General features: G+C 43.5%; 24 protein-coding genes. 11 read left to right on the forward strand and 13 right to left on the reverse strand.

Annotated features, from left to right (window positions below):
• Positions 1–65 precede the first annotated feature (65 nt).
• Entirely contained in the window at positions 66–2,813 is a 2,748-nt protein-coding gene (locus OMP94_RS01085; protein ID WP_266275038.1) for a CHASE domain-containing protein, read from the forward strand.
• On the opposite strand, the gene OMP94_RS01090 is transcribed toward OMP94_RS01085, so the two are convergent.
• Both OMP94_RS01090 and OMP94_RS01095 read right to left on the reverse strand, forming a co-directional pair.
• Positions 2,792–3,832 (reverse strand): TIGR01620 family protein, encoded by a 1,041-nt coding sequence (locus tag OMP94_RS01090; protein ID WP_266275040.1) that lies wholly within the window; start codon positions 3,830–3,832, stop codon positions 2,792–2,794. The genes OMP94_RS01085 and OMP94_RS01090 overlap by 22 nt on opposite strands.
• On the reverse strand, positions 3,829–5,241 hold the full coding sequence (locus tag OMP94_RS01095; protein ID WP_266275044.1) for a YcjX family protein: 1,413 nt from the start codon (positions 5,239–5,241) through the stop codon (positions 3,829–3,831). Before OMP94_RS01095 ends, OMP94_RS01090 begins: the two co-directional genes overlap by 4 nt.
• A 99-nt stretch (positions 5,242–5,340) precedes the next feature.
• Here OMP94_RS01095 and OMP94_RS01100 point away from each other — a divergent pair, with 99 nt between their 5' ends.
• From OMP94_RS01100 to OMP94_RS01130, 7 genes are all read left to right on the forward strand, one after another.
• Entirely contained in the window at positions 5,341–5,847 is a 507-nt protein-coding gene (locus OMP94_RS01100; RefSeq protein ID WP_266275046.1) for a MarR family winged helix-turn-helix transcriptional regulator, read from the forward strand.
• Between the two features lie 16 nt (positions 5,848–5,863).
• Positions 5,864–6,319, forward strand: a complete 456-nt coding sequence (locus OMP94_RS01105) for an SgcJ/EcaC family oxidoreductase (RefSeq protein WP_266275048.1) — start codon at positions 5,864–5,866, stop codon at positions 6,317–6,319.
• A gap of 336 nt (positions 6,320–6,655) precedes the next feature.
• Positions 6,656–7,510 carry a nitrate- and nitrite sensing domain-containing protein gene (locus OMP94_RS01110; protein WP_266275052.1) on the forward strand — a complete coding sequence of 285 codons (855 nt, stop codon included), beginning with the start codon at positions 6,656–6,658 and terminating at the stop codon, positions 7,508–7,510.
• Positions 7,494–8,120 carry an ANTAR domain-containing response regulator gene (locus tag OMP94_RS01115; protein ID WP_266275054.1) on the forward strand — a complete coding sequence of 209 codons (627 nt, stop codon included), beginning with the start codon at positions 7,494–7,496 and terminating at the stop codon, positions 8,118–8,120. The genes OMP94_RS01110 and OMP94_RS01115 overlap by 17 nt, the downstream gene beginning before the upstream one ends.
• A 225-nt stretch (positions 8,121–8,345) precedes the next feature.
• Positions 8,346–8,588 (forward strand): hypothetical protein, encoded by a 243-nt coding sequence (locus tag OMP94_RS01120; protein WP_266275056.1) that lies wholly within the window; start codon positions 8,346–8,348, stop codon positions 8,586–8,588.
• Positions 8,589–8,627: 39 nt separating this feature from the next.
• Positions 8,628–9,896, forward strand: coding sequence for an EAL domain-containing protein (locus OMP94_RS01125; RefSeq protein ID WP_266275058.1), 1,269 nt, complete (start codon positions 8,628–8,630; stop codon positions 9,894–9,896).
• 28 nt (positions 9,897–9,924) lie between these two features.
• The gene (locus OMP94_RS01130; protein WP_266275060.1) at positions 9,925–11,436 is read left to right on the forward strand and encodes a diguanylate cyclase domain-containing protein; all 1,512 of its coding nucleotides are present in this window, start codon (positions 9,925–9,927) and stop codon (positions 11,434–11,436) included.
• 9 nt (positions 11,437–11,445) lie between these two features.
• On the opposite strand, the gene OMP94_RS01135 is transcribed toward OMP94_RS01130, so the two are convergent.
• The 4 genes from OMP94_RS01135 to OMP94_RS01150 all read right to left on the reverse strand — a co-directional run bounded on the left by OMP94_RS01135 (position 11,446) and on the right by OMP94_RS01150 (position 15,388).
• Positions 11,446–11,622 carry a hypothetical protein gene (locus OMP94_RS01135; RefSeq protein ID WP_266275062.1) on the reverse strand — a complete coding sequence of 59 codons (177 nt, stop codon included), beginning with the start codon at positions 11,620–11,622 and terminating at the stop codon, positions 11,446–11,448.
• Positions 11,623–11,764: 142 nt separating this feature from the next.
• Complete coding sequence (locus OMP94_RS01140) at positions 11,765–13,720, reverse strand: PQQ-dependent sugar dehydrogenase (protein ID WP_266275067.1); 1,956 nt, start codon at positions 13,718–13,720, stop codon at positions 11,765–11,767.
• A 27-nt stretch (positions 13,721–13,747) separates the two neighbouring features.
• Positions 13,748–14,737 carry a zinc-dependent alcohol dehydrogenase family protein gene (locus OMP94_RS01145; protein WP_266275069.1) on the reverse strand — a complete coding sequence of 330 codons (990 nt, stop codon included), beginning with the start codon at positions 14,735–14,737 and terminating at the stop codon, positions 13,748–13,750.
• 45 nt (positions 14,738–14,782) lie between these two features.
• Positions 14,783–15,388, reverse strand: a complete 606-nt coding sequence (locus OMP94_RS01150; protein ID WP_266275071.1) for a TetR/AcrR family transcriptional regulator — start codon at positions 15,386–15,388, stop codon at positions 14,783–14,785.
• Positions 15,389–15,647: 259 nt separating this feature from the next.
• Between OMP94_RS01150 and OMP94_RS01155 the strand changes: the two genes are divergently transcribed.
• The 3 genes from OMP94_RS01155 (at position 15,648) to OMP94_RS01165 (ending at position 19,525) form a co-directional block, all read left to right on the forward strand.
• On the forward strand, positions 15,648–16,250 hold the full coding sequence (locus OMP94_RS01155) for a cysteine hydrolase family protein (protein ID WP_266275073.1): 603 nt from the start codon (positions 15,648–15,650) through the stop codon (positions 16,248–16,250).
• 15 nt (positions 16,251–16,265) lie between these two features.
• The gene (locus OMP94_RS01160) at positions 16,266–18,008 is read left to right on the forward strand and encodes a pyrroloquinoline quinone-dependent dehydrogenase (protein WP_266275075.1); all 1,743 of its coding nucleotides are present in this window, start codon (positions 16,266–16,268) and stop codon (positions 18,006–18,008) included.
• Between the two features lie 98 nt (positions 18,009–18,106).
• Entirely contained in the window at positions 18,107–19,525 is a 1,419-nt protein-coding gene (locus OMP94_RS01165; RefSeq protein ID WP_266275077.1) for a diguanylate cyclase, read from the forward strand.
• On the opposite strand, the gene OMP94_RS01170 is transcribed toward OMP94_RS01165, so the two are convergent.
• The 7 genes from OMP94_RS01170 to OMP94_RS01200 all read right to left on the reverse strand — a co-directional run bounded on the left by OMP94_RS01170 (position 19,512) and on the right by OMP94_RS01200 (position 26,533).
• Positions 19,512–19,925, reverse strand: coding sequence for a group I truncated hemoglobin (locus OMP94_RS01170; protein WP_266275079.1), 414 nt, complete (start codon positions 19,923–19,925; stop codon positions 19,512–19,514). The genes OMP94_RS01165 and OMP94_RS01170 overlap by 14 nt on opposite strands.
• Entirely contained in the window at positions 19,925–20,758 is an 834-nt protein-coding gene (locus tag OMP94_RS01175; protein WP_266275081.1) for a DUF3034 family protein, read from the reverse strand. Before OMP94_RS01175 ends, OMP94_RS01170 begins: the two co-directional genes overlap by 1 nt.
• Entirely contained in the window at positions 20,718–23,063 is a 2,346-nt protein-coding gene (locus OMP94_RS01180) for an EAL domain-containing protein (RefSeq protein ID WP_266275083.1), read from the reverse strand. The genes OMP94_RS01175 and OMP94_RS01180 overlap by 41 nt, the downstream gene beginning before the upstream one ends.
• The gene (locus OMP94_RS01185) at positions 23,047–23,700 is read right to left on the reverse strand and encodes a methylamine utilization protein (protein ID WP_266275085.1); all 654 of its coding nucleotides are present in this window, start codon (positions 23,698–23,700) and stop codon (positions 23,047–23,049) included. The genes OMP94_RS01180 and OMP94_RS01185 overlap by 17 nt, the downstream gene beginning before the upstream one ends.
• Before the next feature lie 133 nt (positions 23,701–23,833).
• Entirely contained in the window at positions 23,834–24,523 is a 690-nt protein-coding gene (locus OMP94_RS01190) for a lytic transglycosylase domain-containing protein (RefSeq protein ID WP_266275087.1), read from the reverse strand.
• A gap of 7 nt (positions 24,524–24,530) precedes the next feature.
• Positions 24,531–24,992 (reverse strand): CopD family protein, encoded by a 462-nt coding sequence (locus tag OMP94_RS01195; protein ID WP_266275089.1) that lies wholly within the window; start codon positions 24,990–24,992, stop codon positions 24,531–24,533.
• Positions 24,993–25,003: 11 nt separating this feature from the next.
• The gene (locus OMP94_RS01200; protein ID WP_266275091.1) at positions 25,004–26,533 is read right to left on the reverse strand and encodes a fumarate hydratase; all 1,530 of its coding nucleotides are present in this window, start codon (positions 26,531–26,533) and stop codon (positions 25,004–25,006) included.
• Position 26,534: the final 1 nt, after the last annotated feature.

The following is a 26,534-nucleotide window of genomic DNA, read 5'->3' on the forward strand; positions in this document are numbered from 1 at the left end:
CTGACAGTTTACGTTATGAATGATTCATATCTTAAACTTTTGATACGCGAACTAAATGGACCGTAATGAATTTTAAAAGCCGTTTCGCCCAAGCGCTCAGTTTTAGAGGGATAAGCCCTAGCAAAATATTACTTCCACTGTCGATCCTCATCATTGGTATTTTGCTCACGCTACAGCAATATTTTACGGATAAGCAGCAATCTAAAGAGACGTTAGAGGCTCGTTTCAATACATACTTTATTGAGGTTTCTCATCATGTAACCGAGAAAATTGAAGCCTATGAACAGATGTTAAGAGCCACGCAGGGTTTGTTCTATGCTAGCAGAGATGTCTCCCGCCAAGAGTTTCGTGCGTTTACGCAACAGTTACAAATAGATGTTTTTTATCCAGGGCTGCAAGGTCTGGGCTATGCCCCAATCATCAAAACGGCAGATCGTGAAAGTCATATTAAGTCAGTCCGTGAGAATGGTTTCCCCAACTATGATATGCATCCAGAGGGTGAAAGGGATTTTTACACTTCGATTTTATATCTTGAACCCTTTGTTGACCGTAATATAAGGGCGTTTGGCTATGATATGGCTTCAGAAGCCAATCGTCGTGACGCCATGTTACGAGCCCGAGATACCCAAGAAGTTGCCTTATCGGCTGGTGTGAAGTTGGTCCAAGATCTCTCTGGCGAAACAGCCGTTGGGTTACTGATGTATCAACCATTATTTAAGAAGAGCACCATTTTGGGTGGAGATTCGACTCAATATGTGCAATCCCATACCGGTTGGGTTTACGCTGTTTTTCGGATTGATGATGTTGTAGAAAATACGCTGCTCAATTCTAGCTATGAAGTGCCATTTAAAGTAACGGATATAACTGGGGGTAATCGACAACTGTTGTATGCCTCATCAGAAGCTTTTGATAATGACTTAACGCTGAGTTATAGCGTGAAATTGGGTGGACGTTTATGGCAATTTGAAGCGCAACCAAGTGAGGAGTTTATTCATAAATACCAACCTGAACGGTCATACCAAGATTTGATAGTAGGGTTTTTTCTTTCAGTATTAATGTCACTGGTTTTTTGGTTAGTCATTAATAGCCGTTTGCGTGCTGAGCGACGAGCGATGCAAATGACGCGCAAACTACGTGAGCAAAATCAACGTCTTTCGCTAGCGACCACTACTGCCCGGATGGGTATTTGGGATTGGGATTTTGTCGAAGAGAAAGTGTCACTTGATGGCAGCCTTCCTAAGTTGATGTTGGGAGAGACGGATAAAAAACATGTGATTAGCACAGCGTCTTGGCTAGCGAAAATTGAGCCGAGTGAACGGCCACGCTTACTAAAATCGCTCGATGACTGTATTGCCAATAACCAAGATCTGAATATCGATGTGTTGCTTCAGACTCCAAACGATGAAGATACTCGCATGGTGCAGTTTAGCGGGGCATTACGGTTTGATAATGCAGGTCAAGCTGTAGGTATGCTGGGGGTAAGCTTTGATATCACAGACAGTTGGTTTAGTCAGCAGCAATTAACGCTAGCAGAAGCGCGCTGGAAGCATGCGCTGGAGGGCAGTGGTGAAGGTGTCTGGGATTGGTCTACATCTGATGACAAAGTGATTTATTCATCAATGTGGGTAGACATGTTGGGCTTCGAAACGGGAGAGCTGCAGCAGCATTTGGACGAATGGACGGATCGTATACACCCTGCGGATAGAGCGGATTTCTTTGCCGCGTTAGATAGCATGTTAGATGGCAGCAAACCAGATTTACGTATTGAGCACCGTTTACGTTGTAAAGGGGGGAGCTGGAAATGGGTAATGTGCCGTGGCACGGTGATCGAGCGTGATGCTGATAACAATCCGTTACGTGCTGTTGGCACCATTAGTGATATCACATGGCGTAAAGAAGCTGAAATCACGCTACAAATGAGCGAAGAGCGTTTTCGTAATGCATTTGATACCGCAGCAATTGGTATGGCGTTGGTGGATTTGGATGGTCGTTGGTTAGAAGTGAATGATGCGCTGTGTAATATGCTTGGTTACTCAGAAAGTGAGGTATTGAAGCTAACCTTTATGGATGTAACACATCCTGATGACTTAGATCTTGACCAACAATATGTAGAGAAATTGATTGATAGTGAACTTGATCACTACCAAATGGAAAAACGCTATATCTGCAAAGATGGTCAGATACTGGATGCCTTATTGAGCGTATCTGTAGTTCATGATGAGCATGGCAAAGTGAAACATTTTGTCTCGCAAATGCAGGATATTACTGCTCGTAAAAATGAACGTGAGCGTATGCGTTTAATGGCGTTTTACGATGCCTTAACTGGGTTGCCGAACCGACGCTTATTTGATGAGCGGATCAGTCATGCCGTGTTAAGTGCCAGACGTAATCAAAACTGTTTAGCCCTTATGTACATCGATGTGGATCACTTTAAACAAATCAATGACAGCTATGGTCATGATATTGGTGATGAGGTGATTAAAACGGTCGCCAAGCTGATGCACAATGAATTGCGTGCGAGTGATACTTTGGCTCGATTTGGTGGTGATGAATTTGTTGTATTGTTGACCGACGTCATGGACAAGGATTCGGTGATGAAAGTCGCTGAAAATTTACGAGCACCATTTAGTGAACCATTAACTATTGGTGAGCAAAACATTCGTGTCACGCTCAGTATCGGTATTGCCATTTGGTCAGCTGAAACCGATGAAAATATCGCCAGCTTTATGAAAAAAGCGGATATCGCCCTATACGAGGTGAAAGCGAAAGGTCGAAATGACGTTGCGATTTATCAATCATCTGAGGTTGATTGATTACGCAGTTTACTCAAACAACTTTTGGCAATATTGCTTAAAAAACGGTTTTTAGGCAAAGCACCTTCGTTAAATGGCACAGGACGTATTTGTTGCATAGCACTGAAGCCAATACGCGCTTGATATAAACCAACGCCAACACCTTGGGCGACACTTCCTGCAATTTTGCCACTCAAGCCTAGGCTGGTTTTTTCTGCCATCAATGTCAGGCCCGCCTGGGTACTGTATGAAAGCAAAGCAACTTTACAAACACGTAAATTCAGTTGCCATTGGGCAATAGTGCCGAGCCTGACACCGTATAACAGATGAATTTGGTTAACCATTTTCAGGGTTTTCCAAACCACCCAAAGTGTATCGACAATAGCTAACTGACTGACCGCGACCAACATGGCACTTTGCACACTATCACGTTGGATTAACGCTAAAGCTTGATGATCAAGCTTATTGAAAAAATGCTCATCAACATGCTGAACAACCTCGCCATCATGTAAGTAATCTGGCAACTGCTGTTTGGCTTCTTGCAGCAGGCTATGATGCGGTGTCTTGGCATAAAGTTTATCCAGTTCAACTAACCAAGCCTCTTGGCGACCACGGCTTTGTTCATGACGCATTTGGTCGGCAAAGTCTTGGAGCTCATTGACACGACGTAACTGTCGACGACTTCGCCAACCTAGCCAAAGTTGCTGACTGGTTAAAACCAATAAAATGGCAACAAGCAAAGCAAATATGCCAGCTAACCAGACATTGTTGGTTAACAACTCTTGCATTAGCTGCCACCAGTCGTAGCCCATCCAAACAACTAAAACAGCAATAAAACTATAGCACCATGCTTTTAGACCCCAACGCGATTTGCTGGTGGGCAAAGTGATATCAATGTCTATGTCTTCACTAACCGAGGCTGGTAAGGACAATTCTTGGTGTTTGTCTTTACGTACTGTAAAAAATGTCTCTGGATCCACTGCTTTTGCGGAGCGAGATTTTTTAGGTTTGTCTTTAAAGTAGGGATCTTGTTCACTCACTGGAATTTGTCTCCAATCAAGTCGCGTAGCACTTTATCCATTCGAATATGGGCTAGCCGACCACCTATCGCTAAATCTGGGTTTACAGGTGGTTGTAATTCATGGGGCTGCCAGTTGCTGAACTCTTGCCATTGCTGGGCATCAGGAATAGCAGACGGAATAGGGGGGTGCCGTAATTCACCATAACGACCATCAACTAGGGTCGCGGTTAAATAATCTTGATGATCACTGCTACTTCTGACGGCTGCGGCAATTTCTGTTTCGATCTGAATCTTATTACGAACTGATTGTGGCGTGATGCGTTGAATGATGTCATCCATCAACTGCCTTAAGGCTTCATGTTGATGCATTAAGAGGCGATCAGGTTTGGATGCGAGAAATAGCATTTTCTCTACTTCTGGAAATAATAATTGCCGCCACTGTGACGTGTAGCCAGCGTTGTAACTATCGATAATACGACTGTAAGCCATCAACATGTCATCAAAGCATGCTTTGCCATGGCTTAAGGCTTTAACAACATCAATTAACATGACTTGTCGATCAACACCGGTAAAAAACTGCTGATAAAACGGTTTTACCATATGTTTTAAATAGTCTTGATAGGCATTTGCCAGTTGCTTAAATAAACTAGTTTCATCTGCCTGATTAAGCTGTGCTTCACTAAAGTCCTGCAAATTCAGCAGTGGTAATACCGTCGGTAGTGGTTCATCATCGGTTAATAAGGCGCGACCGGGTTGTAGCAATGTCAGGCCATGCATTTTGCATTGTTTGAGAAAACTTTGATATCGATTAAACAAGGCTTTAATTACTGCTTCATCAGCTTCTGCTAATGGATCTAAAGCCGCTAAATCGCTTAGAAATGTTGGGTCAATATCGGCCCGAGGTGCTTGCTGAATAAGTCGTGCAGTGTCTAAACACCAATCGCGATAACCCAACGACAACATGGGTAAATCAACTAACCATTCGCCTGGATAGTCCCGAATATCTAAGGTCAGATGACGCTCATCGCCTAATAAACTCGACCACACTGATTTTTGTTTAAAAGCAATATTTAGTCTGGCCCCACTCATACGGCGTGTTGAGTCAGGCCAACGCGGCGGTTCAGCAGATAGCGCGGCGATACCACCAAGGTAATCAAATAACGGTAAGCCCGGGATTGGATCAAGTTTTACCGCTAATAAGCGACCATCTCTTGCTGGTAGAAATCCACCTAATCCTGTGTGATGCGAGAATTTAAGTTGATGAATTAGACTGGTGAGAAAGGTGGACTTACCGCTGCCACTGAAACCACTGATGCCAATTTTGAGGTGTCGATCAAACGCCCGCTGAATCAAGTTTTCACTTTGATGTTGTAGCTGCTGAAGCTGCTGTTTGATTTGTTGACTTAATTGCTCGGCTTGGTTTGCCATGCTTTCCCCAAAGGTTAAAACTTAAGCATATCAGACAGCTAACTGTCGTGAAATTTCCCGGTTGACATAGTTAGCCAGCTAACTATAATGGGACGTACTATGTTGCAGCTTAAAGATCTGCCCGATAAAGAAATCATTCGTCGTTTTGCTGAGCGTTATCCTCAGGCAAATGTTGATGCGGTTCTGTCGTTCCTGAAAGTGCTCCAAGTCGGCACTGACTTATCCCTTGCCCTTAATCAATACCTCGCTGAGTTTGACCTGCTTCAGGGACGCTGGTGGGTGCTGATCTTGCTGATGCGTGAAGAGGATAAAAGAGCAACACCATCAACCCTCGCCGAAAAAGCAGGGGTTTCGAGAGCGACCATGACAGGGTTGTTAGACGGGTTATTAAAAGAAAGATTGATAAGCCGAGAACATGCTCTAGTGGATAGGCGCCAAATAGAAATTAAATTGACCCAAGCTGGTCAAGATAAGTTAGATGAGGTTATGCCAGGTTATTACGAGCGTGTCAGCAAGCTTATGGCCACAATTGATTCTGATTTAAACCAACAAATGATTGAAGCATTGACGATATTGCACAACCATCGTCAACTATTTTTTAACTAAGAGAGTGGAGAGGTTTATGAAAAAATTTGCTAAGTGGTTAGCAGCAGGTTCATTAGTATTGGCGTTGGCTGCCTGCGGTGAAAGTGCACCTGTTGATACACAAGCTGTAGTTGATAATGCAAATGAAAGCTGGAATGCAGCCTTCAACAGTAGCGATAGCGAAGCATTAAGCGCGCTTTATGCAGAACAAGCAACATTGTCAGCAGGTGATGGCAAAGTATTAGCTGGTCGTGAGCAAATCGCAGCTTTATTCCAAAGCTTTTTTGATAATGGTTTGCACAATCACAAAATTGAAACCATCGCGAGCTATGGTTCACAAGGCCAAATTAGCCAATTGGCTAACTGGTCTGCCGATGTAAATAACGAAGCGGGTGAGACAGTAACTTACAGCGGTATTTTAGTGACTGTACTGCAACAAAAAGCTGATGGTGAGTGGGAAGTCGCTTCTCACGTATGGAACATGGCACCATAAAGCTACTTAAACAGTAGAATAATCAAGCCGTCGGTTGCTTTGCAGCCGGCGGCTTTTTTGTTTGTCATGCACCAGATTAGCGCGACTTTTTGGTCAGTTAACCAAATTAATGCACTTTTTAGTTTGAGGTTTTTTGTAACCAATTGAAAATGAAGTAAATATTCTATGGCACGGCTTATGCTAAACATAAATCGGAGCCCAACGAAGGAGGCCAAGTCATGGGATATTTGATTGATGCGTTTTACCTGATTAAAGAACTGTTCAAGTTACTGTTCATGGTGATTATTTCCCCGCTGGGATTAGCGGCAGGATTCTTCTTCAGCTGGCAATAGAATCATGACATTGATGTCGATCAGCGCTGCCAGCGCACTGTTGTTTGGTTCTGCAGTACGCTGGCAGCAACAACAAACTTTGCAACATAAAAAGCTGAGACAAGGGCTCTATTACCTTTCTCAGCTTCAGCAACTAATTATGACTAGCCAACAGCATCGCGCTATCAGCAGCGCTTTTCTCGATGGCGATAGTAGTCTTCAACCCGAATTACTTACTTTGCAGCGACAAATTGATGCTTTTATCAGTGACAAAGCTAATCAATCGTTGCAAAGCTTTGCCCAGTGGCAATCATTTGCAGATCATTGGCCGCGACTCAAGCAGGCAGTGTCTAATCAATCATTACCTGTCAGTCAGCTATTAAGACAACACGTTGCCATGATTGATACGCAATTAAAGTTACTTGATGTCGTTTGTCAGCATTATCACCTCTACGATTTGATGCTCGATAACATGACACGATTACCCGATATTTGTATCGACACACTTCACGTCGCTGAGGACATTGCTCAAATGCGTGCTGTGGGCACCGCATTGTGTCTGAAAGAAGAGATGTCAGACGATATCGCCCTTAGATTGGTACATCGTTCACTCAGTGCACGCATTCGTGCCTTACTTAAAGATTTACATGCGATCCAAAACCCGCAACTGCACGTTGTATTAAACAACCATTTGCTAGCGATGCAAACTGAGTTGCAGCAACTCATGCAGTTAGTCGAAAAAGAATTGCTTGATACGAAACAGCGAGCACTTCCACCACAAAGCTATTTTAACGCGGCTACTCGACCAATTAATGCGGTACAGGATTGCTTTAACGTTATTACCCAATTCGCAGTGAATAATTATGCAAAACTCATCTAAGCCATTAAAAAATCATACTTTTTCGCATCACACTTTGTTAGTGAGTAATCAATCTGACGTGGTTGAATCCATTAGCATGGCGTTAGCGGACAGTGAGTATGCAATTCAAGAGCCGTTGCAGAGTTTATCTCAGCTATCAATCAGCCAACACCTCACCAATATGACCATGCTGATTATTGCTGTTGATCGCTGTGATAGTGACATGATGATGATGATCGAGCTGCTGCTTTCAGAAAAGCCTTTGCCTATCGTTATATTTACTAAAACGTATGATGCTGTAGCACAACAAAAAGCGATTCAAATTGGGGTCGCAGCTTTTGTGGTGGATGGTCTGCAAACCAGTCGATTACTGCCATTATTACAATTGGCGACCATTCGTTTTGCACAACAACGCAGTTTGATGGAACAAGTTGATACGCTTCGCACCCAATTGGCTGAACGTAAAATTATTGATCGTGCCAAAGGCTTATTAATGCAGCAACGCCAATGTAGTGAAGATGAAGCCTACAAGTTGTTGAGAACAACAGCGATGAATAAAAACATGCGACTTGCAATGTTGGCTCAACAAGTCCTGTCTGCAGCAACATTACTAGAACCTGCGCATAGTTAGTTTATCTGTGCACTAGGTTGGTGCGTGGTAAGGCTTGTTATGTCCAAAGCAAAGCAGTTTTCTTCCAGGTATATTCTCCCGGAAGCTATGTAACTGTTTATTATAAATGGGTATTTAAAGATATTGTGCGTATGGCATATTTTCTGCAAATGAATTAACAACTATCGGTATGTCGACGGTGACGGTGCGCGATATTCATTCATTGTTAATCATTTGGAGATGACATTGTTTAAAGCACTAACCTTTTTAAACAAAGCAGAACCCTTGGTCTTATCTGCCTTGTTATTGCTGAGTACAGCGGTCGTCAGTCTGTTTATGCATACCGCCTCAGGTGATGCTGAAGTGGTCAATGAGTCCGTCAGTATTGAGGTGCAGGCAGTAAGGAGTAGCCTGTTTGATACTGTTATTGATAACCAACTGGATGGTGAGCAAGGTCCGCAGTATGTTTCTGCTGGTCAATATTACTAAGGCCACCTTAATTAAGTGTGGCGGGCTGGAAAGTGAACCATGTTACAAACCGCAATTGCGAGTCAGGCGGCGATGCCTGAGGCGCTATCAAACGCACTAAACAACGCAACCGTTTCAGCTGATTATCGTCAGCTGACACTACACAGTCATTTTCAACCTATTTTTAGTATTTCCCATCGTCGACCTGTTGGTTATGAAGGGTTAATTCGATGTAAAAATAAACAAGGTGAAAATCTTTCACCTGTGGAAGTCTTGCGTATTCCTCAAAATAGTCATGACAATCTGGCGTTAGATCGCCTCTGTCGTCGCTTACATATGCACAACTTTAGCCGTCAGGACAGTGATGAAGCGTGGTTATTTCTTAACCTAAACTCACAATGTCTGGTTGCCCAACGTCCTGATGCAGGTTTTATGCAAACCTTGTTTGATCAAACGGGCATTCCTGCTCATCGGATTGTAATTGAGATCTTAGAAAGCGAAATTCAGGACCGTGAGTATTTAAAAGATCTGATCATTCATTTCAGAAGCCTGGGCTGCCTAATTGCTATTGATGATTTTGGTGCTGGTCACTCCAACTTTGATCGTATTTGGGAGCTAGCGCCTGATATTGTCAAAATCGATCGCAGTTTGATTTATGGCGCCGGTCAATCAAGCAGGGTAGAACGAATCTTAACCGGCATTGTTTCGTTAATTCATGAAGCCGGTAGCTTGGTGATTATTGAGGGAGTTGAAACCGAACAAGAGGCGCTCATTGCCATCGCGTCTAATGCCGACATGGTTCAAGGCTTTTACTTTGGTAAACCACAACCATCAATAAAAATTGAGAATAGCTTTGCAGCAACCATTGATACTTTGTTGGCTGATCAGCAATCCAAACGTTTTAAAAACAGTCACCGTTTGAATTTGCATTACAAAAAAATTGAGACCTTGTTCCGTCAAGCGGTGAATCACTTTGCAATTAGCAATGCCTTTGATATCAGCAGTAATTTGTTATTTCAGGACAAGCGTGCAGTGCGTTGTTATTTATTAGATGAAGCTGGCTATCAGATGGCCAAAAATGTCTATTCCCCGAATTATCAACAACAACTCGATAAACGTTATACGCCATTGTTATCGGGTGACAACGCAAATTGGTCACACAAACACTATCATTTCCGGGCAATTGAGCACCCCGGTCAAATGCAGTTCAGCCGGCCTTATTTATCGGTGGCTGATTCTAGAATGTGTATTACGGTGTCACAGACGGTCGTTGTCGATGATAAGTTGTATGTTTTTTGTTGTGATTTGGACTGGCAAGACGGCACATAGATCTTAGCCAAGGGAGGCTAGAGCACGGATGACTGATAGCTTGTTGGAAATTTTAAGGAAATATCGTTTCTTTTTATTGCCACTTGGTTTAGTGGTAGTGCTCGATATCACCTTATTAGCGATGAATTATGTGATTTCTTCTCAGCTCGAAGTTTCATCAAATCACATTAACATCTCTGGTCGGCAGCGGATGTTATCGCAGAAAATGACCAAAGATGCATTGCTGATCGATTTTCAAAAAGCCGGTGAACAAGCCGATCCTGAGATTTATGAGGATCTGAAAAACTCGGTAACGCTTTTTGATAAAACACTTAATGCTTTTTATCTTGGTGGTGTGACGGAATCAGCTGATGGCACTCTGGTAGAGATTGAAGCGGAGCAAAACAGTGCTATTCGTGAAACCTTAACTGCTGCGATAGTGGTGTGGCAGCCGTTACGCGATAAGTTATTGAACATTGAGCCGCAATCAGACATATCAGCGACATTGGTGCAACAATTAGCGTTAGATAATCTGCAGTTACTTGCTCTCATGAACACACTCACTAACCAGCTTGAATTTCAGGCAAAGCAACAAACTTACTTATTGCGAGGCCTGCAAACGATTGTTGTGATGTTGATCTTGTTGTCATTTAGCTTGGCAATTCATCGTTTAGTAAGACGAGAGCAGTACTTTCAGAAACTGATGGAAAAAAGCTCTGATATTGTGCTGGGAATCGACTCAGGCACGAGCAAAATCACCTTTATCAGTTCATCGGTAAAACATTTGTTGCAATATGATGAGCACTATTACTCAGGACAAAGTTTTCGTCGTTTGTTTACCGAAAAATCAGCTGAGCGTATCTCTCATTTATTACTACTGGCAAAACGTTATAAGCCCTTACCGTATTCACGCTGCGAGGTTCAGTTAATTCGTGCTGACAATGAGGTTATTGATGCCGAGATGTTACTTCAGGTGACACGTAGTGAAGATGGTAGAAGCAGTGAGTTAAGTGCAGACATTCGCGATATTTCTGAGCGTAAGCAGCTAGAAAAAGCGTTAACAGTAATGGCTCATACCGATAGCCTAACGGGATTGCCTAACCGCAGCCAATTTAATGATATGGCCGAACAGGCCCTTCATGATGCGCGCATGAAAGAGCAGGGTGTTGCCATGATGTTTATTGACCTTGATGACTTTAAGTTGGTTAACGATGAAAAAGGACATCACATTGGCGATGCGTTATTACAAGAAATTGCCTGCCGAATGAAAAGCAATTTACGAACAGCAGATACGGTATTTCGTATTGGTGGCGATGAGTTTGTGGTGTTAATTCAAAACATGCCGCCGCCGGCGCATATTCAACTTGTTGCAAATAAGTTGATTGATTCTTTATCTGAAAAAATCACCATTGATTCGCACGTCTGCCAGGTTGGGGCAAGTATTGGTGTCGCTCGCTACCCGAATGATGGTCAGGATATTGATGCGTTACTGCGGGCAGCTGATCAGGCGATGTATCGGGTCAAACAATCTGGCAAAAACGCGGTCGCATTTGCTGCCTGAGACGAAGGTCTAAATTGGCAGACGTGCGTTTTTCAACTCAGCTAAGGGATCCTGATGTGGTTTCGTGAGAGATATCCAGCGTTTTTTGCAGAACATAATCGCTTCTTGAGTCATCAATACCAATGTCAGTAGAAAAAGCACGACGGATGAGATGGCACGGATCAAGAAAATAAAGAATGAAGTCATAAATTCACCTGTCAATGAGAGACTGTTTTGACGGAGTGAAAAGTAACAAATAAGTATGACAATGATTTGAAGATAAGATGACAGAAATAAAAAAAGCCGATGTCAGTGACACCGGCTTTTTTGTTGCTTTGCTAAAGTTAGATTAGCGAATTGGCAGATACCAAAGCTCACCAGCTTTCATATCCGGTACCAAAAGATGTTTACCATCAATTGAGACTGAAATATCAGCCGCCGCTTTAAAGCCATCTCTTAGCAGTAATGGTGTCGCTTTTGGCTCAATCAATTGCCATACACGACCGTTGCCCCAATCACTGATATACAACATGCCGTTGGTATCACGAACAAGGCCATCAGCTGCACCAAAACCAGTGTTCACTTTCGTGACTTTTCCAGTGGAGATTTGCAGTGTGTATAAGTCACCGGTGCCAAAGTCAGCAACCAACATTTGATTGGCACCATCCATCAGCAAACCATTTGGTTTTTTCACGCCAGAAGTATCATCAATCACGACTGAGACTTTGCCATCTAGAGTGACTTTGTAAACGCCACCATTTTTGCCATCGTCTTCACCACTGTCTGAAACATAAATGTTGCCGCTACCATCAATCTCAACGTCATTAAGAAAGACTGGTTTGTCTGGGAAAGCTGATGCTTTGGCAAGGACTTCAGACTGACCATCCAGCGTAACTTTAACCATGTGATCTACATCAGAGACGTAAAGCACGTTGTTAAACATGTCGATGCCTTTTGGATCATTCAAACCATCAACTAAGGTTTCAGTACTGCCATCGGTATTAACGATAGTGACTTTACCATCACCTTTTTTACCAAACTCACCAATTTCAGTGACAAACAGACGACCATCGGGATGCGCGATAACAGACTCTGGCATGGTCAGCGTAGTCAGTGTTTCTGTACTAATATCGGTTGAATTGTTGCTAGTTGATTTACTAGCGGTTGATAGATTTTCAGCACCATAGCTCACACGGTAAATCACACCGTTGTAATCATCTGATACCAAAATTGAACCATCAGGCATTTGCAGAACGTCAGTTGGACGGCCCCAAGCTTCACCATCATTTAACCAACCTTCAATGAATGGCTCATAACCAACAGCTTGATTGTTGTCGTCGAATTTCACACGAACTAATGAATAACCAACTGGCTCGGTACGATTCCAAGATCCATGCTGGGTGACGATAGCATCACCTTTGTATTCCGCTGGGAACTGGTTGCCGGTGTAAAACTTAAAGCCCAAGTTAGCACTATGTGCTTGAAACTCGACCTCAGGGAAAGTCACGTCTTTTGGTGGCGTTTTATCGGCCCAATCAGCATGACGCTCTTTACCACCCGCATAGTATGGAAAGCCAAAGTGCATACCTTTTTCAGGTGCAGCGTTAAGTTCACCCGGTGGAATATCATCACCCATCATGTCAGTGTTGTTATCGGTAAAGTACAACACACCTGTTTTAGGCTGGAAGTCGATACCAACTGAGTTTCTGACGCCTTCAGCAAAGATTTCAGCATCCGAACCATCTGGATTCATGCGAATAATGCTGCCTTCGATACCTTCAACATCACAGATGTTACAAGGTGCTCCGACAGTCACATACAGTTTGCCATCAGGGCCAAAATCAATATAACGCCAGCCATGGTGACCTTTATCTGGCAGATCTTCGTAAATCACTTCACGCATTTGGGCAAATGGCAGGTTGAGATCAAAACCAACTGCCGAATAACGGGCAATACGGTTTTGTTCGGCAACATAAAGATTACCTTCATGCATCGCAACGCCATTACCCACTTTGAGATCGCTCAAAATCGTAATCACTTCATCGGCCTTACGATCTTTGTTTTTATCGACAACGGCGTAGACATTTTCGTAGCGTGTACCAACAAAAACAGTACCTGTTGATTGTCCTAATGCCATTTGGCGGGCATCGGGTACTTCAGCATAAACCTCAATATTGAAACCTTCGGGTAGCTTAAGCTTTTGCAAGTTTCGTTCGACATCAGCAACGTCAGCGAATGCGGCAGTTGAGGCAAGTCCAAAAGCGGCTAACAACATGCCAGCTAAAGGTGTTTGGGATAACTTCATGGGAACTCCTCTTTGATGGGAAACGGATTAAGGGGTGACAATGATCTTGCCGAACTGCTGGTTCGATTCGAGATATTGATGTGCAGCGACAATGTCATCCAACTTGAAAGTTTTAGCGATTACAGGTTCTAGGCTGCCATTAGCGAGCCCTTGTTCGATAAAGGCAACGCCACGTGACAATCGTGGAGCATCCTGTGTGAATTCAAATAAGGTGTAACCGCGTAAAGTCAGACCTTTGCCTAAGGCGGCAAAAAGTGGGAAAGGTGTTGATTCTGTGCTCAGAGCACCGTATACAAATATTTGTGCAAAAGGTTTGCAGGCATCTGCTAATTCATTGAGTTGTGGTCCGGCGACAGGATCAAACACCATATCAACACCATTACCATCCGTGATTGCGGTAACTTGTTCAGTAATAGATTGTGACTCAGTGATAATGACGTGGGCTGCACCATGTTGTTTTAATTGCTCAGATTTTTCGGCTGTCCGTGTAATCGCAACAGGAATAGCACCAACTTGATTGGCAATTTGAATCGCCGCTAAACCAACACTACTGGAGGCAGCGGGAATTAAAATTACTTGGCCTTGTGACAGTTGGCCTAAATCAATTAATGCACCCCACGCGGTGAGATATTGCATCCAAACGGCGGCAGCTTGTTCTGGGCTGATATTGTCTGGACGCTTAACGACTGCTGAAACAGGCACGATGGCTTGTTCAGCATAAGTACCGTACTGATTCATTGAAAACGCTGGAATAACACTGACCATATCGCCAGGTTTAAACGCACATTGGTTACTACCGACTGATTCAACGATGCCAGCGGCTTCATAACCAATTGGAGCAGGTGGATTGGGGGCTTCCAAATATTGGCCTGTTCTAAACATGGCTTCAGCGCGGTTCAGCCCTATAGCTTCTATGCGAATTTTGAGTTCATCGGCACCAGGTTCACCAATATTAAGTTCTTCTACTTGCAGAACTTCAGGACCACCTGTTTGGTGAAATCGAACGACTTTGCTCATATCTTCTCCTAAGGTGTTGTAACAAATGTGTTTCGCTGCCTGAATTTAGGCGGCAGTTTTTGACTGCCCGTTAGTTAGGACATGTTTGAAAATCAAGCTGATGAACGCTTCAAGGGGTGTGATGCTTTGGTGCATTTTTGCCCGAAGAATGGCGCCTTGCCAGCCAGATAATAAAAACTCGGCCATTTCCATCACATTGGTATCAGCGGGGAGTTCACCAACGAGCTGTGCTTCATTGAGACAGCGACTAAATTGCTGTTTCCATCCTTCAAAAACAGCATCAAGACGAGCACGAAACGTTTCATTTTGGGTGGAAAGCTCTTGTCCCAATGTGCCAATTAAACACCCACGTTTACATTGACCATCACGAATGCGAACCAAGCCTGCTTGCAGGTAATTATTGATACGTGCCAGCGGGCTGAATTTTTCATCAGATAAATACCCATCAATAACAATGGCGTATTCCGTAGCGGTTTCATCAATGATGGCTAGACCAAAATCTTCTTTGCTTGCGAAGTAGTAATAAAACGATCCTTTGGGAACGCCTGCTGTTTGCAGCACAGTGTTTAAACCTGTGGTGTTAAAACCTTGGGAACCGATAACGCGAGTGCCCACATCAATTAATAAGCTTCGAGTTTCTGCACGTGTCATAACTATTAGACCAGTCGTCTAGTAAAGATGGTTTTAATAATAGACCGGTCGTCTAGTAAATGCAAATGCGTTATGAAAAACAGTCTTGAAAGAGGTGTTTAGTAAGTGCATGGACTTTGCGCGCTACTTAAACTGATTACAAAATTCTAGGTAAGTTTAAGTAGGAACTGTCAGGTTACAATCGTTTACTAACGTTAATCTGTTAATCTGCAGTGAGGTAGCAAGCCAAAGGTGGTTTGCCATTATCAAGGAGCTTGTTATGAATCAAAGCACAACCAGTTTGCGTGACATTATGGGGCTTGGTCATCGACCAACAAATCTGTCCGATTCGGCGTTGATTATGGTGGATTGCCAAAATACCTACCGTACCGGTGTGATGCAGCTTACTGGCGTAGAGCAGGCCATTGTTGAAGCCAAAAAATTACTGCAACGTGCCAGAGATTTACAGATCCCAATCATCCATATTCAGCATGATGGTGGCGCAGGCTCGCCTTATGATCTTGATACTGATATCGGCAAAATTTCTGATGAAGTGGCACCGATTGATGGCGAGACGGTTATCACCAAAAACTTTCCAAATGCGTTTGTACAGACGCCACTTGATGAGCACCTAAAATCTTTGGGTGTTGAGAATATTGTGTTGGCAGGTTTTATGACGCACATGTGTATTAACTCTACGGCTCACGGCGGATTTAATTTGGGATACCATCCCACTATTGTGGCCAGTACAACAGCAACAAGATCATTAGTCACCCCAAGTGGTAAAGTTGTCCTTGCAGAACAAGTTCATGACGCTGCCTTGGCCGCAACGCGCGATTTATATGCTGCGATTGTAGATAACGTTGCAGATTTACCAGCCTGATAAAACGAGTTACCTATGAAATCAATTCGACTATTCGCAACATGTTTGGTTTTTCTTCCTTTATCGTTAATGGCTGCTGATATCGAATGGCCTATTTATGGTGGTAATGAATTTCATCATCGTCACAGTGAAGCAATGCAAATTGATACAAGTAATGTCAACGCACTAAAGCCTGCATGGACTTTTAAAACAGGAAAAGACGCCACTTTCCAGGTGACGCCAGTAGTGCAAGATGGCGTAATGTATGTTTCGCTGCCATTTAATGATGTTGTTGCATTAGACGCTGTTACCGGTAAACAAATATGGCGTTACCAACATGATTTGATTAAGGATTATCCAATTTGTTGTGGTCCTGCTAATCGTGGTGTTGCTGTCGGTCAGGGTAAAGTGTTTATGGGCACAATCGATGCTCGATTGTTGGCCTTAGATGCAAAGACGGGAAAAAAACTCTGGGATCACAGTGTTGTTGGTAAAAACCGTGGTGTGCAGGAAGATGCATCTAGTATCTCTGAGGATTTTGGGGAAACGTCGGGTGTGTCTAGTGCTGGTATCAATATGGCCCCTGTTGTTTATCAAGATAAAGTCATTGTGGGTATTACCGGTGTTGGCTATGGCTTACATTTGGAGTCACCGGATGCTGATGCACCGCTAGGCGCCGTTGTTGGTATAGCTGGTGATTATGGTCGTATGGGGTTTTTAGCGGCTTATGACATCAATACTGGTGAACAGGTTTGGCAGTTTGACACTATTAAGCGTAATGGTTGGGAAGGTAAGTTTACGCAACAAACTGCTGATGGTGTGCTGTTACCGCGTGATATTGAAACTGAAAAAGCGACTTTAGACCAATATAAAGATGCGTGGCGTTATGGTGGTGGGTCAGCGTGGAGCACACCCGTCATTGATTTAAATACCGGCATTTTGCACTTTGGTACGGGGAATCCGTCTCCTCAAATGGAAGGTTCATCAAGGCCCGGTGATAACTTATATACCAGTTCTTTAGTTGCTGTTGATGCCGCAACAGGGGCTTACCGTTGGCATTACCAGCAAGTACCTCATGATAGCTGGGGCTATGACGTGGCGAGTCCCCCAGTGTTATTTAATATCACATTGAATGGTGAACCCGTTCCAGTTATTGGTCAGGCTGGTAAAACAGGCTGGTTTTATGTACACGATCGCCGTAACGGCAAGTTTTTATATAAAAGTGAAGCTTTTGTGCCTCAAAACAATATGTTCACCTTGCCTACTGAAGAAGGTAATGTCATCTACCCGGGGGTTTTAGGTGGTGCGAACTGGTCACCGGTCGCTTTGGATGCAAAAAAACGCCAAGTTTATATCGCAGCATTACATTGGCCAGTGGAGTACAAGCTGCATGAGCTGGCTGGTGAAAATGGTAAGCCGGGACTTCGTTATTCCTCTATGGCACCACTCGATAAGTCGACGAGCTACGGTTTATTGACTGCTATAAATATTGATACGGGCAAAATTGTCTGGCAATACCAAAGCGATAATCCATTGATTGGTGGTGTATTGAGCACAGCTGGCGGTTTGGTGTTTACAGGTGAGGGCAAAGGTGAGTTAATGGCTTTTGACGCCACGAGTGGTAAAAAGGTCTGGTCAGCTAACACTGATGCGGGGGTAAACGCGCCACCCATTACTTACCAGATTGATGATAAACAATACATTGCTGTGGCAGCAGGTGGTAACAAGATGTTTGGTTTTCCAGCCGGTCAAAGTCTAAAAGTTTGGGCTTTACCATAAGCCGTTGTAGTGGTTTATTTAAACAATGAGACTTTGCTTATTGATATTCAAGGATGAGTAAAGATTGATAATGGGCTTCATTCCAAAATGAGCACTTAATGAATCGGATCAAAGCTCGCATAATGCTAATTTGTACCGTATTGGTACTCCTTACTGTTGTGGCATTACAAGTTAGCAATTGGTGGTTTATTCGTAACTACCATCAACAACAATTAGCGCCTCAAGTTGAGATTGCTGGTCACTTTCTCCAACAATACATAACCAGTCGTGAAACCAACTTATTACGTTCAGCAAGCGTTGTCACCCAGGACTTTGGTTTTCGTCAGGCACTTTCTTCTGCTGATTTACCCACCATTACAAGTATGTTGGATAACCATAGCCAACGTTTATCGGTGGACTTATTTCTCATCACAAAGCCCAATGGTGAGTTTGTTGCTAGTAACCATGAGCTGGCCTACTCCGAACTCCTACAGCATTGGTTTGAAAATGATGTCGTGGTGGGAGAAGGAAAGTTTGTTGTTATTGGTGGCAAATTATTTCGTTGCTTTATCCTGCCGGTCAATGCGCCTAGGTTGATTGCTTATGCAATGGTGGGCTACGAATTAAACACCGAGGTGTTACAACAATTACAAAATAAAACCGGCTTGGCGTTGCATTTTGTGACCCACAATGGACAAAAAGTCTTTAGTTCAATGCCGGAAAAATGGCTTGATTTAGCCTCTCAGCCAAGACGAGAACATCATTTACAGAAGATGTTGTCAGACAATTCAATGATCGTATCAGAGGCACTGGCTGGGGTTGATGAGCATTTGCCGATAAAACTCTATCTACAGCCTGATATGCGTTATTTTGATGATCAGTTTCAGCAGCTGCATTATCGTTCATTATTAACGACGCTTATCATTTTGGTATTAGCTGTTTGGTTGAGTTCAATGCTAGCTAGACGACTAGGTGATCCGCTGTCGGTCATGTATCAAGATTTGTTTTATCGTGCCAATTACGATCAATTGACAGGCATACTAAATCGCCCAGCGAGTTTACTCAAAATTCAAGAAGAATTAGGTCGGTTAAACCGAAGTAACTCATTGTATTGTATTGCTTTATTTGATGTAGACAAATTTAAGAGTATCAACGATAACTACGGTCATGCAGTCGGTGACGTCGTGTTGAAAAAGTTTGCTGATCGAATCAAACGTGCGATGCGTGAGTTTGATGTATTTGGTCGGTTCGGGGGCGAAGAATTTATTATTGGGATGGCTGTTTCACCTCTTGAGGCTAACATGGCATTTGAACGGCTTCGTCATATTATTGATGAAACACCAATAGATTGCCGTCAGCACAAAATAACCGTTACAACCAGTTGTGGTGTTTGTAGTTTCTCAGCCAATCAGCCACAACCAACTTTAGATCAAATCCTTGAAACAGCAGATAAAGCTTTATACCAAGCAAAATCAAATGGTCGAAACCAAGTCGTGTTTGCAGAACTCGCCCCAACTGTGGTTACTAACGATAAATAATGTCTTGTCGTAACGGTGCCAGTCTGGCAATCAAACGATTTTGTGTACGGTGCGGGAGCTGCTCTTTTTCCATTGCGTTGTACAAAATATCAACGACACGATTAAAGTGATTTTCAGTGATATCCATGCCGACGTGAATATCAACCATGTTATCGCCAGTGTATTGGCAAGGGCCATCACTAATCGCGCATAGATGCTCAGTGATTTTTTCACGAAAACGGCTAACATGGCTGTCGGCAAAGTAGGGGAAGATCACGGGATCAGCCGCGAGCCCATGAATAAAGTTGTCGACGATAGCATCGACGCCTGAAGCGCCCCCTAAATCGTCATACAAAGTGGTTTTAGGCTGACTTGCACATGCTGACAATAAGAAGATTGTGAATATCAAGAATTGCCGCATTAGAAGTATCCCGTGATCGAGAAGTAATTACCACGTTGTGATTTTGCGCCAGCAATATCACCCAAATCGAGATAAGCGGCGGTAAGGCTCAAGTATTTATTGGGAAACCAGGCAATAAAGACATTGTGCCAGTCGTCTTCTTTCAAACCAAGGTTGTCGGGTTTTTGTCGATATTCAACACCAATGGCAAGATGCCGACTCAATAAAATAGCAGTAGATGCTTCCAATACGGTTTCACGTTGACTACCACCATCAATACTACCGAACCCCAATAAACCAGTTTGGTTGGCCTCTGTAGAGCGCGCTGCAATGTTCCAAAACCAGTTATATCCTGCGATTGCACCGAGATGTAATTTGCTGGCGGCTAGGTAAACATCAGTACCGCTGTCTTGATCAGCCCCAAGTAAATTGGCGACCAATGGATCATCTAGCTTTTTGTATTGGATACCAAGACTAATTTGTGGCCACCGGCTATAAACAATATCGCCATATAAACGTACTTTAGCGCCCAGCACTTTTTGTTCGATATTAAGATCAAGTGCATCAACATGAAATTGTTGCTTGGCGATTGATAACTCAAGGCGGTCATAGAGACCGAGCTGGGCGCCACAAACATTGAGATGGTAGTTGTCGGTATTGCCGCGACTACAAAATACATTGGCGGCAATTTCATCGCGACTACCGTAACCAGCCAACTGCGCCCAAGGCACAAAGCCACCACCTGCAGCACCCTCAATCTGTGAAACACCCGGAGTGGCAAGTAACTTGCCATCTGCAGCCCAAAGGTGACTACTAAGTAGCAGCGAGAAAAGGCATATGAAAAGCCGCATCATTATCCTCTAACCAAGTTTGAAGTTGAGCCGAGGCCATCGGCTTAGCAATATAATATCCTTGTACGAAATCACATTGCATTTCTATAAGTATTCTCATGCTTTCTGCGTTTTCCAAGCCCTCGGCGACGACTTTTAGCCCAAGACTGTGGGCCATTCCGATCGTGGCTTGAACAATTTTTTGATTTTTATCTGACTTATCCAATGTCATGATAAATTCTTTATCAAGTTTTAATTCATCTATTGGAAAGTCTTTTAGTTTGGCGAGCGTAGATTGCCCTACGCCATAGTCATCGAGTGCGATTTTGAAGCCTATTTTTTTTAGTGTTTTAAGCGTCATTAAGCCAACGGCTTCATCGTACATAATGTCCCGTTCGGTGATTTCAATCGTGCAGTATTTAGGCGCTATACCGGCATGAATAATGGACTGTTCCATCATTTGGCAAAACATTGGATGACAGATATCTTCAGCGGAAACATTTATTGCTGCTTCAAGGTGGATACCTTTGTTATGCCATTCCCTTAATTGCCGTAATGTTTTTTGAATAACCCAGCGTGTTAACGGCACAATCAAACCAGCTTGTTCAGCGAGATTGATGAAAATATCTGGTCTCACATTTCCGGTGCCGGGACGATGCCAACGAATTAATGTCTCAACTGCCGTGACCGAATTATTAATCAAATTTACTTTAGGCTGAAAATGTAGGTAAAGCTCATTGGAATTGGCTTTGAGTGCGGTATTCAGCGCTTCAACCATAGCCAATTGTTCTAAACGTGCCTCATCCTGTCCTGGTTCGTAGCAATGCAGACGTTTGTGTTGGCTACGGGCAAAATCTGCAGCAATATGGGTGCGTCTTAAAATTGTCCGTTGAACGGTGCCATGATCTGGGTAGAGGGTGATACCACAATAAAAACGGAGTTGAATTTCAATCTCTTTGATCATAAGCGGTTGTTCAAGATGATTGAGAATCGTCTCGCAAAGTTGGTTTGGTATCTGACTGCCATCCAGTTCAAAAACCGAAATAAATTCAATACCACCCATACGCGCATGAAATTGTCGAAGCGGATATTGAGGCTGTTGTAAGCGAGCGGCAACTACTTCAAGGCAGGCATTGGCAAAGTCGGGGCCCAGCTGATCATTAATTTGGCGAAAGTTGTCGATATAAAAGGCGATTTGCATCGACTGATGCATGGTTGGCAGTTCTTTATCCAATAAATCGCGAAGCTTTTGATCGTTAAGTAGTCCTGTTAAACGATCATGCTCCGCCTGATAAAGAATTTGTGTTTCCCTGGCCTGAATGTTTTGCCCCATAAACATTAGGGCATCTGACAGTGCGGCTATTTCAATGCTGCTGTTATCAACCTCAACAGTCTGTTGATAATCACCCCGAGAATATTTGTCTGCGACTTTTACCAAGTCTCTGATTGGATTTGAAATACGTTTAGCGAAAAACAAGCCGAAGATAATGGTGCCAATCATAATCGCAAAGGTGACAGCGATGATTTTTAGCGCCAGTGCATCATACTCTTTGTAAATGGGGCGTAAATCGGCGGTTAAAATCAGTCTAACCGGATTACTTTCGGGGGTGAGTGTTATTACCTCAGTGTTGATAAAAGCAGGGCGAGACCAGAAAAATTTCCGATACCTTTTTTCATTTAACGCTGTTAAAAAATCAGTGCTTGTCTCTGTCATCTGAACACTGGTTAATAACAGCTTATCGTTGGTTAAAAAGCTTAACTCCATTGTGGTGAGATGAGTGAGCTTATCTAAGATCTGCTGGTTAATTTCAAAGCCAATCATCGTATAAGCAACCAGTCTGGGTGCCATTACGGGTTGAATTATTAATTGATACAAACGATTGTCGATACTGACTAATTGAGCACGGTTAGGTGTTATCTGCAGTGAGTTGGTGAGTTTACCGAGACTAACTTGATCCGTTTGGATCAAGCCGGAATTTGCAATTAAATTACCGTTAGGCTCGGTCAGGATCATGACATCAGCCTTAATTCGCGTGGCATGATTATCGAGCATGCTAATCAAGGTGGATTTGTCTGCGGTGGCTACCGCACTTTTAAAGCCGAAGTCAGCTGTTAAAACACTTGCAGCAGTATTAAGTAATTCTTCACGTGTGATGATGTATTCATTGAGAATATCTTCCGCGTTGTTTGTTCTTTCTATAATTTGTGCATTATTGAAGCTATTTGCGGACCACCATGAAGTCAGCTGGATGCCGAGTACGGTAACTAGGACAAGTACAACAAAAAGTAAGATTATTTGTTGTCTGATGCTATTAATCGAAAGTCGCACGGAAAGTGTCTTCAAAAGTATCACGTGGTGCTGGTGGGCTAGTTTCAATAGTCACTAAATAATGGTCTGTCCCCGGCAGTGTTGTCAGCGTATTGGTTGAGAAAGTGGCTCTTTTTTCTAGTGTTAAGCTCTGGTCGGCATGCCAAACAGTAAATTGCGTATCCTCTGAGATAACTGGTAATGAGGCTATACCTGTCTCATTAGTTTTCACGATACGCCTATCTTTAGCAACATAAATATAACCGACCATCGAGTCGTGAATATTGCAGCCAAGAACCACCACCCCAGCCTGTTCGAAAGCCACAGGGTTTTCAGGTCGGTCAGCGTAGAGTTTTAGTTCAAATTGTTTGGCAGAGGAAAAAGAGTAAACGTGATGACGGATATTATCGCTATTGGGAAAATCGACTAACTGGCCTTGATTAACGATCAGTAACTCTGGCACAAAAGTTTTATCAATTTGATCCATTATGGCGATGCTTTTATTACTGCCAACTTGAGGTGTATCACTTATCACTTCTATGACCGCATCAGAGAGGGGATTGCCTTGCTGATCTTGAACCATAATTGTCACGTCAGCAAATGCGTAAGCATGGCTTAAGGCCAACACTAAACTAACAAAGTAGTGAGAGATACGCATTGAGCACCCTGTAATATTTTGGTTAACATAACTAAATCTTATAGAACTCTATCACGACCTAGCGATGTTTAAGAATATTTAGTCAGCAATTTGCCTGCTTTTGATCTGAAGTCGCTATCCCAGATGCTTGCCTTTAACTGGCATTTTTATATCGCTGGTGCAAAATGCCAACACGTTCCACATAAACTTCAGTTTCGGCGTAAGGCGGAATACCATTAAAACGTTTAACCGCCCCAGGCCCAGCATTGTAGGCAGCTGTAGCCAGTTTGATGTCGTTGTTAAAGGTTTCTAACAACCATGCAAGATATTTCACGCCACCTTCGATATTTTGTCTTGCATCAAAAGCATTGATGACGCCCATATCTTTTGCTGTGCCGGGCATTAATTGCATTAGACCTTGCGCACCTTTATTAGATAAAGCATTCACTTTAAATGCAGATTCAGCATGGATCACGGCACGAACTAATGCTGGGTCAACACGATATTTGATGGCTAACTGTTGAACATCATCTTTGTAGGCATGCGTGTTAAGTGCAATCGCATACCAGTCAATGGATGAGCCCGGGTTACAGGCATAACAGTCGTAGCGCAGTACTTCGAAATCACCGGCCAGCGGTTTCTGATCTGAAAAGACAATCCCATCTCCAGCATTATTGATGGATTTGTAGATGATGGTTTGACGGCTAGTATTAACCGGCGTGTTTGATGGGCTACCCGTATTGGTAAATTCAATAGAACCATCAGCGTTGGTCACTTGGCGAATTTGGTTGGCCGCCAGATTAGCGCTGAATACAGCAGAAATTAGCAGGAGCAACCAGCGCATTGAATGACTACCAATACCGGCCACTGCTGCCAATGACTATGACGATAAGGCCAAGGATCAAATTGGCACGAACGAATTTACGGATTTTGTCTAAGGCATCAGCACCCGTAATCCAATCATGTTCAGCGACTGCCCATTTCAATTTACGGTAAGGATTAAAAAAGACATGCATAAACAGCAGCATCATCAAAATGCCTAACAGCAGCATGATGTGCACATGCATGCCGACACCATCCACACCACCAAAGCCGCCGAGTCGGATAATCATATAGCCGCCAGTCACGATGATAGTGATAATGCTGGCCCACACCCATGGAAAGAACCGAGAAAAAATATTTGCCCAAAGTGGTAAGCGATGCTCAGGTGCCAACAATATGGCGGCAGCTGGTCTGAGATGCATAAAGGCAAACCAAAGACCACCAACCCAGATAACACTCGCTAATATATGCAAACTAATGGCAATACCCATGGCTGTTCCTTTTATGTATTTACCGATTTAACGGGGATGCCAGCAATACGTTGCTGCCACTGTTTAGGACCTGTTTTGTGGATAGATTGACCGCGACTATCGACAGCAACCGTGACAGGCATATTTTCGACATAAAATTCGCGAATTGCTTCCATGCCTAAGTCTTCAAAAGCGATAAGCCGTGAAGACTTAATAGCTTTTGAGACAAGATAAGCAGCGCCACCAACCGCAATCAAATACACCGAACCATATTTCTTAATTAGCCCAACTGTATTTTCACCACGTTCTGCTTTACCAATCATGCCTAACAGGCCTGTTTGGGCCAGCATGGTTTCTGTAAACTTATCCATACGCGTGGCAGTGGTAGGGCCTGCTGGACCAACCACTTCACCCTGAACTGGATCAACTGGGCCAACGTAGTAAATAAAACGGTTATGAAAGTCCAAACCCTCTGGTAGCGGTTCACCATTGGCGAGGAGATCGGCAATTTTCTTATGTGCGGCATCCCGACCAGTTAAAAAATGGCCAGTCAGTAGCAAGGTATCACCCGGTTGCCATTGTTGAATGTCTGCGGCGGTAACGGTATCTAGATTTATATGACGAGTATTTTCGGCTGCCTGCCAAGTGATGTCTGGCCAATCATCTAATGAGGGTGGGGTAAACTCGGCAAGGCCTGTGCCATCTAAAACAAAATGTATATGGCGGGTAGCTGCACAATTTGGAATCATCGCAACAGGTAATGAGGCTGCATGAGTAGGGAAGTCATTAATTTTGACATCCAATACTGTGGTCAAGCCGCCTAAGCCTTGGGCGCCAATACCTAACTTATTAACCTTGTCGTAAAGTTCAACACGCAGTTTTTCAGCAGCAGTTTGAGGGCCGCGGTCAATTAAGTCCTGAATATCAATCTCATCCATCAAACTTTGTTTGGCCATCAACATGGCTTTTTCAGCGGTACCACCGATACCAATACCCAACATGCCTGGCGGACACCAACCAGCCCCCATTTTGGGGACAGTTTCTAATACCCAATCAACGAGGCTGTCGCTGGGATTTAGAATAGTGAATTTGGCTTTGTTTTCGCTACCGCCACCTTTCGCAGCAATATCAATCTCGACCTTGTCACCAGCAACCATTTCTACATGAATGACTGCAGGTGTGTTATCACCAGTGTTTTTTCGGCTACCAATCGGATCAGCAACAATTGAGGCACGAAGTACATTATCAGGATGCTGATACGCCTTACGAACACCTTCGTTGATGAGATCTGCTAATGGACGCTGACTTTCCCATTGCACTTGCATGCCGACTTTGACAAAGACATTAACGATGCCGGTGTCTTGGCAAATCGGACGGTTATTTTCAGCGCACATCCGTGAGTTAACCAAAATCTGTGCGATAGCATCTTTTGCTGCCGGTGATTGCTCACGTTGATAGGCTGCAAACATCGCATCAATAAAGTCTTTGGGGTGGTAATTGGCAATAAATTGCAGTGCCCCAAAGACGCTATCAATCAGATCTTGTTCACGAATTAATGACATG

The sequence above is a fragment of the Methylophaga sp. OBS3 genome (assembly GCF_026319325.1).
Lineage (GTDB): Bacteria > Pseudomonadota > Gammaproteobacteria > Nitrosococcales > Methylophagaceae > Methylophaga.